11 protein-coding genes are annotated in these 12696 nt (G+C 40.5%); 5 read left to right on the forward strand and 6 right to left on the reverse strand.

Features of this window, described 5'->3' with window-relative positions; translation table 11 throughout:
* Positions 1 to 227: 227 nt before the first annotated feature.
* Complete coding sequence (locus V7K79_RS28465) at positions 228 to 1361, reverse strand: substrate-binding domain-containing protein (protein ID WP_335052697.1); 1134 nt, start codon at positions 1359 to 1361, stop codon at positions 228 to 230.
* Between the two features lie 559 nt (positions 1362 to 1920).
* Here V7K79_RS28465 and V7K79_RS28470 point away from each other — a divergent pair.
* From V7K79_RS28470 to V7K79_RS28490, 5 genes are all read left to right on the forward strand, one after another.
* Entirely contained in the window at positions 1921 to 2286 is a 366-nt protein-coding gene (locus V7K79_RS28470) for a hypothetical protein (protein ID WP_335052699.1), read from the forward strand.
* Positions 2287 to 2385: 99 nt separating this feature from the next.
* The gene (locus V7K79_RS28475; RefSeq protein ID WP_335052701.1) at positions 2386 to 2760 is read left to right on the forward strand and encodes a hypothetical protein; all 375 of its coding nucleotides are present in this window, start codon (positions 2386 to 2388) and stop codon (positions 2758 to 2760) included.
* Positions 2761 to 3289: 529 nt separating this feature from the next.
* Positions 3290 to 3931 carry a hypothetical protein gene (locus V7K79_RS28480; RefSeq protein ID WP_335052703.1) on the forward strand — a complete coding sequence of 214 codons (642 nt, stop codon included), beginning with the start codon at positions 3290 to 3292 and terminating at the stop codon, positions 3929 to 3931.
* A gap of 10 nt (positions 3932 to 3941) precedes the next feature.
* Entirely contained in the window at positions 3942 to 4748 is an 807-nt protein-coding gene (locus V7K79_RS28485) for a pentapeptide repeat-containing protein (RefSeq protein ID WP_335052705.1), read from the forward strand.
* Positions 4749 to 5522: 774 nt separating this feature from the next.
* Positions 5523 to 6968, forward strand: coding sequence for a PQQ-dependent sugar dehydrogenase (locus V7K79_RS28490; RefSeq protein ID WP_335052708.1), 1446 nt, complete (start codon positions 5523 to 5525; stop codon positions 6966 to 6968).
* 161 nt (positions 6969 to 7129) lie between these two features.
* On the opposite strand, the gene V7K79_RS28495 is transcribed toward V7K79_RS28490, so the two are convergent.
* The 5 genes from V7K79_RS28495 to ssuD form a co-directional block, all read right to left on the reverse strand.
* Positions 7130 to 8485, reverse strand: coding sequence for a (Fe-S)-binding protein (locus tag V7K79_RS28495; protein WP_335052710.1), 1356 nt, complete (start codon positions 8483 to 8485; stop codon positions 7130 to 7132).
* A 56-nt stretch (positions 8486 to 8541) separates the two neighbouring features.
* Positions 8542 to 9879 (reverse strand): FAD-binding oxidoreductase, encoded by a 1338-nt coding sequence (locus tag V7K79_RS28500; protein ID WP_335052712.1) that lies wholly within the window; start codon positions 9877 to 9879, stop codon positions 8542 to 8544.
* 401 nt (positions 9880 to 10280) lie between these two features.
* The gene (ssuE, locus tag V7K79_RS28505; RefSeq protein WP_335052714.1) at positions 10281 to 10847 is read right to left on the reverse strand and encodes an NADPH-dependent FMN reductase; all 567 of its coding nucleotides are present in this window, start codon (positions 10845 to 10847) and stop codon (positions 10281 to 10283) included.
* A gap of 20 nt (positions 10848 to 10867) precedes the next feature.
* Complete coding sequence (locus tag V7K79_RS28510; RefSeq protein ID WP_335052716.1) at positions 10868 to 11482, reverse strand: beta-class carbonic anhydrase; 615 nt, start codon at positions 11480 to 11482, stop codon at positions 10868 to 10870.
* Positions 11483 to 11509: 27 nt separating this feature from the next.
* Positions 11510 to 12670: an FMNH2-dependent alkanesulfonate monooxygenase gene (gene ssuD / locus V7K79_RS28515; protein WP_335052718.1), complete on the reverse strand. Its 1161-nt coding sequence runs from the start codon at positions 12668 to 12670 to the stop codon at positions 11510 to 11512.
* Between the last annotated feature and the right edge of the window lie 26 nt (positions 12671 to 12696).

The raw sequence follows: 12696 nt of genomic DNA on the forward strand, positions 1-12696 counted from the left end.
TACCATCCGCTTACTCAAATAATTTCTCTAGGGGTAGTAATACCAATAGGAAAAAAGAAAGCTACAGATTCCAAGCCGGAAACTAAAATTCAATCGTAATTACGAATTCAGCATCATCAGTTGTTGTAATCTCCTGAAGGTTGCTCATACCTAAAGAGTAGTTGCAGCAGGATTTAAATTTACGCTAAGTTTTCCTTTAACCACACAACCAACCATTGCAATCTACTCTAAACAGTCGCTACAACTTCCCCGATTTTGCTGATATCGTAACCGCCAAGAATTTCAAATTGAGAGTGAACCATCCGATGTCCCAAAGTACTGAGCAACTGCTGTACAGGTGCTTCTTCCAAATATTCCTTGAGAATCACTAAATCATATCGTGACTGTTTTAAAGGGATAAATCCCAGCCCAAAAGCGGTAGCTACAGAGCTTGTACTCATACCAGCATCGGCAATTCCTCTGACTACAGCTTGGGCAACATCTTGGTGATTTTTGAGTATATTGTCAAAGCCCTGAACAGCATTGAACGGTATCTGCTCTTTTTGGAGTGTTTGTTCCAAAAGCATCCGACTACCGGAACCTATTTCGCGGTTGACAATAGTCGCTCTCCCTGCAACTAAGTCAGTAACTGTTCTAATTCCCATTGGGTTCCCTGACTTCAATAAAAGCCCTTCCTCCCAGACACCAAGGGTAATCAGAACTGCTTCCCTGCCAGCTAGAACATCTCGAACAAAGGGAGTATTATACTCACCAGTCTCAGGATCGTACAAATGCATCCCAGCAATGTGCGCTTCACCTCTGCATAAACTGTGCAATGCAGCCATGCTATTGGCAAAGTTATATTGGACTCGCAGTTGGGGATGCCAGCGTTCGGTGGCTCTTGCCCATAGTGAAATCACAGGGGCACAACCAGCAATCACAACGGTGTTGTGAAGTGTGTCGAGATTATCGTCTAAAAGACGGACTCGAATTTTATTTGTACCTGTGCAAGTTTCACCCTCACCATCAGCCGGAATCATCTCTTGGCGAAAAGCATCCTTACCAATCAAGGGATAAGCTATCCATTGTCCTCCCACACGAGCCATGCTAACTCGTAGTTGCTGACCATTAGGAATAGGTTTGGCAAGAACAGCTTCAATTTCAGGTAAATCCCGCTCTAACCAGAATAGATCCTCAACTTGACAGCCAAGCGCTTTGGCCAAGCGAAGTGTTATGGCTACTGAGGGAGCATATTGCCCCGACTCTACACCACTAATAGTTTGACGAGTCACATTAGCGATGTTAGCCAAATCTTGTTGGCTCATACCTAAGCGAGTTCTAATGGACTTCAAGTTATTACGGAGGTCACTATCCTGCTTCATTGGCTTTGTCTTTTAGTTTCAAAAAGCCGTAGCGGATTTAACAAAATCTCTACCAAGGCGAAAGTGTAGTCTTTGAGTTTATATCATTTCTCTTTGAAGACTTTTTGTACTTTCGCTATCTTGATTCCCTATATAAAAAGACTATCACAGAAATTGCCAATTTGCTTGCGAAGCGCAAATTATTTTTGCAGGTGTTTGCTTTTTACCTGCTATATTGGCTTAAAAGCCTTAAATTCCAAGAACCAGAGCATTATATTTAGTAAAAAGTTATTACCAATTAAATTGGTAATTAGTAGTATTTAATACAGTTTTAGAGATTAGTTTCAGCTTTGATGCTTGATAGGCGAGTAATACAAACAGTAGAAAACATACCAACCAATTTCGCTTTTTGGGGTAAATTTTGCCCTGACGAAAAATTACCTATTTGACTAAAGTGAATATGCACATAGCATCAGCAAAAAATTGCTACTCTGATTTTTTGCACAATTAGGTGTTTTTCAAAGTATGTAATAGATGACATGAGATTACTGTTCTTAGCACTAAAGCAATGGAGAGAGTAATGATTACTGAAGAGGATTTAGCCCAGCAATTTAACGTAATTATCGAACACGCTCATCCACAGGTATGGAAACTGTTAAGCCAATGTTATGTGAAGATGATCAATCCTCATCCTCACTTAACAAGAGTAAATATAAAAACATGCATTCGCCATACAAAATACATTGCTATTTATTGCCCTGATAAATTGATGAGTGCTGTAGTAGAACAAAAAAACCTACTCAGAGAAGTAGCAGAATACTTGGGGCTATTTGAGGTTGTTTGCTTGAATGCCAATAATTTGATGCGCGATCCACTTTCAAATATTAAGCAAACTTATCCTCACTTGTGGTTAGATTTATTGTGGATTGTCACTCAAGAAAAATAACCCAGTAAACCTGATTTTTTGCAAATTGAATCTTGCAGAAAAATCAAAAATACCCATCTTCACCGCAGCTTCATTACTTTTGGAGCTTGCCAAAACCTTATGACTCAACCATGCTTACATCCAGATGATTTGCCTTCACCTAAAACAATCAAGGTGAGTGAAATACTATTCAGACAGCTTGAAGAAGCAACCAAAAAAAGCTTTTTCTTAGCGTGCGATCGCATGACACGGATTTTGTTATCAAGTTGTCATTGGTATTTCCAAATCAATAGTGGCGTTTTGACGTTGATCGTGATTTGTAATAATATGGAAAGTTATCGCAATATCATGAAAACTGTTCCCCAATTTGCTAACCAGTTAAAACAGTTTGCCAATAGAGCGAAAATTACTGTCAGTTCTCCAATTGACAAAGGTGTACCGTGGGTACTCAGCATAGATAATGTCTTACCTGAAGGAGACTTGCCCAGTACCTGATAAATCAACCAGAAAAATCGCGATCGCCTCTTTTGCTGAACATTGGCGATCGCGCCAAAAAATTCCGTCAAGCCTCTCCCAAACCACGGTAAGCTGTTTAAATGGTTTAGGAGAGGCTTATTTGCTTGATTGGAGGGATAGAAAGAGGAGTTACGGGCGTTTGTGAAAATACTTTAGGAAAAACAAGTTGAGCTAGAAAGAGCCATATTCATTAGTATCTAATCCTTGTGGTTCCGGTTGGGAGATGTTGGGGAAATATTTGGGGTAAAACTGGGGTAATCTAAAAGAGTCAAGATGTTTACAACGTAGCTGTGTTAAATAAAAATTATGTCGTCCGATCAAAGTAGATATTATCCCAAGACGACGATGGTCTTCTAAATAAGCATTAGCTTCTATAAATTGCCATTTGACACGCGGGTGTAGATCCGTTAAACGGATTTTGCGCTCCTTTATACCCTATATTGTCAAGTTAGGCGCTTATATCTTGCATATAGATAACTTTTAACCCTCACGACTGGAGAGCAAAATCTTGGGCATAGAATTACGCAGTTTCGTATTTCTCGACAGCCTGCAACCTCAACATGCAGCATATATGGGAACAGTAGCCCAAGGCTTCTTACCATTACCAGGAGATACATCACTGTGGATTGAAATCTCTCCTGGTATAGAAATTAATAAGATTACGGATATAGCCCTGAAATCTGCCTCTGTGCGTCCGGCAGTACTGGTAGTTGAACGACTATACGGACTATTAGAAGTTCATTCTAGCTCCCAAGGCGAAACCAGAGCTGCTGGTCAAGCTATTTTGGCGGCACTGGGAGTCCAAAGAGAGGAATGTCTGAAACCACGGGTTGTTTCTAGTCAGATTATCCGCAATATCGATGCTTATCAAACACAACTGATTAATCGCACGCGCCGGGGACAGCTGCTACTAGCAGGTCAAACGCTGTATGTATTAGAAGTAGAGCCTGCTGCTTACGCTGCACTGGCTGCCAATGAAGCGGAGAAAGCAGCAAGGATTAACATTCTTGAAGTTCAAGCTGTAGGTAGTTTTGGACGGCTTTACTTAGGTGGACAAGAACAGGATATTCTAGCAGGAGCAGCAGGAGCATTAACGGCCATTGAAAGTGTTGCCGGTCGGGTAAATTCTCTGGGTGGGCGTCAGGAGTAAAAAAGAGAAAATGGCAAATCGAGAGCATCTAACTTTACTCAAAGCAGGTGCAGTTACATGGATTGAGTGGAGAAAGAAAAATCCCCAGATTGAACCAGACCTCAGCGCTGCTGATTTGCAAGGCGGTAACTTCAGAGGCGCGAACCTCCAAGGGGTAAACTTGAGAAGAGTTGATTTGGGTAATGCTTTACTTGTGCGGGCAAATCTCAGTGGTGCTGAACTCAGTAGTGCTAACCTCTATAAAGCCTTCCTGAATGAAGCTAACTTGAGTGCAGCTAACTTCAGTGTTGCTAACTTGAGTGGCGCTGTACTTACTGAGGCAGATTTGAGTCATGCCAATCTGATTGGAGCTGACTTGAGTCAGGTGGATCTTAGAGGTGCTGCGATCGCATCTGCTAATTTAATTGGTACTGACTTAAGAGGCGCTAACTTGAGAGATGCTGATTTAGGTGCAGCGAAGTTGATTCGCGCTAACCTCACTTTTGCCAACCTTATTGAAGCTAACTTGATTGCAGCTGACCTCAGTGAGGCGAGTTTATACGAGGCAGAAGTTTTAGGGGCTTATCTTTACAAAGCCGATCTATACAAAGCTAATCTGACCAAGGCTCACTTCAGTGGTGCATACCTGTTGCAAGCTAACCTAAGTGAAGCTGACTTGAGTCAAGCTGACTTAAGTTGGACTAACCTTAGAGGCGCAAATCTGGCAGGGGCAAATCTTAGAGGAACGAACCTTAGAGGAGCCGACATTCGGGGAGCTAACCTCAAGGGCGTAAATCTTCAAGAAGCAATTATGCCTAACACTTCAACACAACATTAGTTTACAAGAACAAGGAATTGACGTTCAAATTCATTTTTTGGGGCATTTTTTCCCACAATAAATATATAAATTTTATATAAAGTTTAATTTTATTAAGCTCAAAATGTTTTGGATAATCTATCAATTTAACTTATGTATTTTCAGAGGTATTTCTTTAATATAAAAAGTATTTTTTCCCAAGAAAAATTGATATTGAAACAGAACTTAATAAAAATATCGTATTCAGCTAAAAAGTTTTATAGTTTTTACTAAAAAAATAGTAGATTTTTACAAATGCTTAATTAAACTTTATAAATATTTTTAATATTACTAAAAACTAAATCATTTGCATTTTTAAGATTTGGTAAAGAATTTGACGTAACCTTTCATTCCTGATAATAAATAATCATAAGAAAGTTAAAATAAATTAGTTTTGATTCGATTACTGGTCATTTGCATATCAACTTACCAAATCAATAACTAATATTTTTTCAGGATATTGGTATTAATTAGGTTAGCAAAGGCATCTGTATTTAAACTTAGGTTGTAGTTAATCAATATTGAACTTATCAAGAGTTCTTTGACTAAGGTCGAACTTACATATTAGTTAGTAGAAGTTAAAGAAAAATAATAAATATGGAAGGAAGTTATTTACGGTAATACATCTACTGACACAATAAATGGGACTTCGGGAGATGCAACGATGTATAGTTGGGCTAATAGTGGTAACGCTATTTTTTCCCTCATCAAGAAGATTTAGAAACCAAATAAACTGACTATTTTATCAAGAAACTCATGAATAATACTAAATTCTTTAATCAAGTGAAAAGCAGGTTTATTGGCAAGTTTGTTACTAAAACGCTGTTATTTGCAATAACACTGTTATTCACGATAGTTTTATTAAATCATAGCACTACTGGACTAAATGTTGTACCACAAACCCTGCGTCATGATATTAAGGTTCGCAATATTATTAATACATTATCAGTCTCTCCTTCTGTTCGGATTGTAAAAGATCCACGAAACAATACCCTTTATTACCTCAAACGAAATGGTGAGATTTATCAAGTCGATTTAGGTTATTCTACTAAAACACTTGCGTACAATTCTAGTAATCATAATTTAAGTGAAACTCAAGGTATGGCCGTTGGCCCTAACGGCACAATTTATTTAGTTGGCAATGCAGACGTTGTAAATAACCAGACTAAAGCAATTATTGTTAAAGGTGTAATTAATTCGAGTACAGGAAAGCGTATATGGTCTATTTTAGCTCAGAGTGCAGACTATCCGAAAAGCAAAACAGCTTATGACCATCAGTTCAACGGTGTAGTTGTTAGCCTGGATGGTAACTTTATCTATGTGAATAGCGGTTCTCGTACCGATCATGGTGAGGTACAGTCTGTTGATGGTCTATATCCCAATACTCGCGAAGTCGGATTAACCGCCTGTATACTCCGTCTTCCTACTAATAGCAATAATCTATTTCTGGCAAACAATCGAGCAACTTTAAAGACATCTGGCTATATTTTTGCAGAAGGAATACGCAATACTTTCGATATGGCTTTTGCACCCAATGGGGATTTATTTGGCACAGAAAATGGCCCAGATCGTGATATGTCAGAAGAATTAAATTGGCTACGTTTGGGTGGCAATTACGGCTTTCCTTGGCGTATTGGTGGGACAGACAATCCCCAACAATTTCCCAAATATAATCCTGCCACTGACCGATTGCTAAGCCCTCAATTTAACGCCGTTAAAAAGGGTTACTATCGTAACGATCCAACCTTTCCTATTCGACCTACTGAAAATTTGATTGAACCAATTCCTAATTTTGGCCCAGACGCAGATAATTACCGCGATCCTGTAGATGGAAAAATCCAAGATGCCAGTGTTCTTGGACAAAGTGTTAGCACTTTTACAACACACCGTTCTCCTTTAGGATTAGTTTTTGATACAAAAGCAGTTATGAGTCCAGAATTTAACAAAGATGGATTTATGTTGAGTTGGACACCAGGCGATCCCACTGGCGAAACACTAGTAGGCCCTTTTAAAGATGCTAGCCAAGACTTACTGCATTTAAACTTAACTAAAGTAGGGAATACTAACTATAAACTTAACGCTACGCGCCTTGTCACAGGTTTTAGTAATCCTATTGATGCTGAAATTATTGGCAATAAGATTTATGTTTTAGAATATGGTGGAAATCAAGGAATTTGGGAAGTTTCTATACCTACCAAGTAAAACATTAGACCTCTTGCACGAATACAAAACTAGTCCATTCTGCGGGAAATGAGCTACATCCCCCAACCCCTTCTCCCAATTTTGAGAGAAGGGGAATAAAAATATAGCTTTGGCTCTTTGGTTTAAAATCAATGACAAAATGTCCAACCCACAAAAAATGTCTACAATTTCAACTTTTCATCGCGAATCGAATAATCTAACAACTCCATCGGGTGAATAACTGAAATCTTCTTACCTTGCAATTGCAAATGTTTAGTAATTTGTAAAGTACACCCAGGATTAGCAGAAGCAATTAACTCAGCACCAGTATTTAACAAATTCTGCACTTTTTGCTGACCCAATTCTTCAGAAACTTCTGGTTGCAGCATATTATAAACCCCGGCACTGCCACAACATAAAGCTGCATCTATTGGTTCTCTCAACTTCACTCCTGGAATTTGTCGCAACACCTGACGTGGTTGGACGCTAATCTTTTGTCCGTGCAATAAATGACAAGCATCTTGATAAACTAAATTCAATGGTTTATCAGTTAACTGTGAAAGTTTCGCGGTTAATCCAACAGTTGCTAAAAACTCTTGAGCATCTTTAACTTTAGCTGCAAAATCCTTTGCCTTTTGCCGATATTCTAAGTCATCTTCTAAAATGTGACCGTACTCTTTTAAAGTATGACCGCAACCAGCAGCATTAATAATTACGAAATCTACATCTGTCTCGGCAAAACTATCAATCATTTGTCTTGCCAAAGCTTTCGCCTGTTCTGTTTGTCCTTGATGTTCGGGAAGTGCTGCACAACAACCTTGAGATTTGGGAATCACAACTTCACAACCATTCGCTGTTAAAACGCGAACTGTCGCTTCATTCACGGGTGAGAAAAACAGCCGTTGAACGCAACCCAAAATCATCCCAACACGATACCGTTTTTTACCTTTAGCAGGAATTACACTCGGCAAATTATCTTGAAAAGATTTGAGAGTAATTTCTGGCAGAATTGATTCCATTGCTGCCAAACGGGGCGATATTTTATTCAGTAAACCCGTAGCCCGAAAGAATTTAGGCAACCCTAACTTTTGATAAATCAACAACGGAACTAATAAAACCCGTAAAAGATTGGGATAGGGAAACAGAGAAAATATCAGTTGACGAAAAAATTTGTCTGGCAAACTGCGGGGATAATTACGTTCAACTTGATGACGAGTTGCCGAAATTAACTTGTCATATTGCACGCCAGAAGGACAGGTACTCACACAAGCTAGACATCCTAAACAAGAATCAAAATGTTCTACTGTTGCCGTATTGAGAGCAATTTCACCCTGATTAATTGCATCCATTAAATAGATACGTCCTCTAGGAGAATCCATCTCCTTGCCAAGCACCCGATAACTGGGACAAGTCGAGAGACAAAATCCACAATGTACACAACTATCAATCAACTTCGGGTCAGGTGGATGACTCTCATCAAAGCCATTCAAATTCTTTAAACTTGCCGTATTATTAACAGAATTTTCTGAAACTTGCATATTTCTCTTTTTCCCCTCTCTATCTTGGCGTTCTCTGTGTCTGTGCGGTTTGTTTCTTAAATTCCACCCACAAACCGACCAGGACTTAAAATATTCTTACTATCAAACTGTTCCTTAATACGGCGCATCAATGGCAAAGCATTCCCCGTATAACCCCAAATATCTATTTGTTCTTTAACCGCCATTGGTGCTGACAAAATTGTTAAAAAACCTTTATTAGCTTGAGTGCGCTCGCTTCCAACAAAACCTAGCCTATCACGCACTTCCAAAACCTGATTTTTATCCTCTAATTGTAACAAACCCAAACCACTACCAATATGAATCAAACCTAACTCCACCTGAGTTAAAATCTCTACGGCAGCAGTAGGTAATACTCCTATTTTGCAGGTAATTATAGAATCTGTGGCAGTAAAATGTATTCGTTTTTGCAATCTCTGCCATAGACTGTCTTCATCACTATCGGCAAAAATTGCCCCATCTAAACCCAACTTTTCCCCAACTTCCAAAACTCGGTTTGACTGTTCCTTAACACTCTCACTAATACTTTGAAAGCGGGCAATTAATCCTAGTCCTTCACCTAATCCTAAACTAGACACCAATTTAGTTGATAGCAAATCCGCCTGAACTGGTGTTAACGCCGAACCTCGAAGGATATCAGCTGCTTGGGATACAGCCTCAGCTTTCCCAGTTAGTACCACCGTTCCCGATGCCTCTGCTAGCGGATACAGGCGAAAAGTTAGTTGACTAAGAAAGCCTAATGTGCCATAAGACCCTGTAAGCAACTTCATTAAGTCATAGCCGGCGACATTTTTAACTACTCTTCCCCCAGCTTTGGCGATTTGTCCATCAGCGCGGACAAAGGTAATACCTAGTAACTGGTCGCGTACACTACCATAGCGTTGCCGTAAAGAACCTGTATCACCTGTAGCCACAATACCACCAATGGTTGCCGACTCTGGTGCTGTGGGGTCAAGGGCAAGAAATTGCCGCGACTTTGCCAAAAGTGCTTCGAGAGCGGAAAATTTCATCCCCGCTTCTACGGTGACAGTCAAATCGCCAACGGTGTGTTCAATCAGTTGGTTAATGCGTTCTGTACTAACTACAACATCAACACCCTTAACTAAACCGCCCCAGCTGAGTTTACTGCCACTACCACAGGGGAGGACGCGCCAGTTGTTTGCGTGAGCTGTGGCGATGACTGCGGCTAGCTGTTCTTGGGTACGCGGATAGACAATACAACAGGGAAGCTTTCCAGAAGCCATAGCCTGTTGAATACGTTTTTGCTGACCGAGTTCGATATTTTCCCAAAGGCAAACAGCATTTTCTTCGCCGACGATAGATGCAAAATCAGAAGCACAGACGGCTTGCGGCTTGTCGTTAGACATCGCTTTCATTTAGTTTATTTTTTACACCCTACATCTAATTTAACGTGAGTTCGACACGGTGAATTGTCTGTGGTAGTAGATTAGGGATGATAAAATTGCATATTTCCGAAGCTTTGTCAGTATATCCCTCTCAAGACCAATTAAAAATATGTTAAAGGATGTAAAAGTTTTTAATATTATTAAGTATTATAATTGTTTAACTAATGTGTAAGTCACACAATTATGGTCAGTAAAGTAGTTATTGTAGATGCTATACTTCGCGATAAATCACGTCGCTACGAATGGTCTATTTGTCGCATTTTTTTTAATTTCTCTTATTTATATAGCTTTGATTAGCTTTAAAAAAAATGTAGCAGATGGGTATAAATTACCCTACTGCTACAAGCAAACGGAGGTATAAACTTGATAATTTAATTGGCATGAACCAATTCTTGAGGTGCTGCGGCATCATATTCTACAGCTTTAACAAATTCCTTGAGAACATCTTTGAGTCTTTGCTCAATTTCCTCATCTAATAGGACGCTGTTATCAGCTTGTCGTTGAACTTGTTTGTCTACCGCATAAATAGTGGCTAGGATATGCCGCGCTCCTAATTCAGATAACACAGGTTTGAGCGCATATTCAATTGCCAATAAATGAGCAATCGTTCCACCCAAAGCAATTGGTAACACGGGTTTACCTGTTAATGATTTTTGTGGCAGCAAATCTAGAAATGTTTTTAGCACTCCTGTGTAAGCAGCTTTGTAAATTGGGGTGGCAATAATTACACCATCTGCCTTTGCTAATAAAGCTTTTGGTTGTTCTAAAGCTTGGCTATCGTATCGTCCAAAAACTAAATCTTCAGCAGGCAAATCCCGAACTGAAATAATATCTACGTGCAAGCCTTCTTGTTGTAAAAGGTTGGCAGTGTATTCAACAACACCATAGGTTCTAGATGGATGAGTTGGACTACCTGCGATCGCTAAGATATTTGTCATTCAATTAAACTCCCAATTTCTCAAACGGGTTCAGTATGTTTTGCAGTTTTGGTCTCCATCGCTGATGCTGTGTTGACCCGATCGCTCAGACGTTTGTAGGGACGGCGCAAACTCATACTCTCTACTTCCCAAATGTAGCCATGAATAACTACATCCTGGGGAATTAAAGCAGAATTACGCAGTAATTGCACTTGCTGTGTGCAGATTTCATCTACATCAGTAAACGTTTTGATCCATTTAGAAAAAACGCCTTTTGGTAGCTTCAATTCTGGCAAAGCAGGATCTACACTAACTTGATCCACGTCAATACCTTGATTTCGCAATACCTCACTGAGAAAGTCTCCTGATGCTGTCATCATGCCACATTCGGTATGATTGATGACGATGATTTCTTTAGTGCCAAAAAACTGTGTAGTTAACATCGCTGACCGAATCGCATCATCTGTAACTAACCCCCCAGCATTACGGAAAATATGAGCATCTCCTTCACCAATTCCTAATGCTTTTTCCACTGGTAAACGTTCATCCATGCAAGCTAGTACCCACAAGCGTTTATTGTTAGGTACTCCCAATTGACGACGCAATGCCCACGTTTCTTTTTCTGAGATTTTTTGGTCGATTTGTTGGTACAGCATGGCTGTTAATCTCCTAGTTCATAACTACTAGGATATGGACGTTGCTCTTTCTTGAGGCTTTTGCTTAGGGAAATCTTCATTTGCCACAATTTCACCAAATGGACTTAAGACGTGTTGCTTCTCCACGGCAGGTAAATTCTCTAATGGCAGATGGGGAAATAGAAGTTCTGCAACTCGATAAGCTTCCTCTAGGTGGGGATAGCCAGAGAGGATAAAGGACTCAATACCTAAAGAAGCATATTCCAATATCCTAGCCGCTACGGTTTGGGGATCGCCGACTAAGGCCGTTCCCGCACCACCCCGGACTAAACCGACTCCTGCCCATAGGTTCGGGCTAATCTCTAATGCTTCACGATTACCGTGGTGTAATTGAGTCATCCGTTGTTGTCCAACAGAATCCATGCGAGCGTAAGCTTTTTGGGCTTTAGCGATCGCTTCGTCATCTACATACTTAATCAATTGATTCGCCGCATCCCAAGCTTCACTCTCGGTTTCGCGCACAATAATATGTAGGCGAATCCCAAATCGCACAGTTCGCCCTTCTGATAAGGCAAGTCTGCGAACTGCTGCAATCTTCTCGGCTACTTGCGCCGGTGGTTCGCCCCAAGTAAGATAGACATCTATATGTTTGGCAGCAATTTTTTGGGCAATGGCAGAGGAACCGCCAAACCACAAGGGCGGATATGGCTTTTGAACGGGTGGAAACAGCAGTTTACCATCCTGAATGTTGAGATAGTCGCCTTGAAGATTGGCTTGTTCACCACTAGCGATCGCTCGCCATACTGTTAAAAATTCATCTGTTAATTCATAGCGTTGATCGTGATCCAAATGCAAGCCATCCCCAGCTAACTCCACAGGATCGCCACCTGTCACGACATTTATCAGCAAGCGTCCCCCAGAGAGGCGATCAAAAGTCGCCGCCATCCGCGCTGCTACTCCAGGCGATACTAAGCCGGGACGAATTGCCACCAAAAAACGCATCTGTCGCGTCAGTGATACCAACGTTGACGCTACAATCCAAGCATCTTCGCAAGAGCGGCCTGTAGGTAGTAATGCCCCTGTATAACCAAGGTCATCCACCGCTTGAGCAATCTGCCGCAGATAAGGAAAGCTTACTGCCCGTCCACCTGTAGCAGTTGCTAGGTAACGTCCGTCGCCATGAGTTGGGATGAACCATAGTAGCTGCATGAATCCTATCCTTTAAATACGGTAAA

It is taken from the genome of Nostoc sp., assembly GCF_036917575.1.
Lineage (GTDB): Bacteria > Cyanobacteriota > Cyanobacteriia > Cyanobacteriales > Nostocaceae > Nostoc.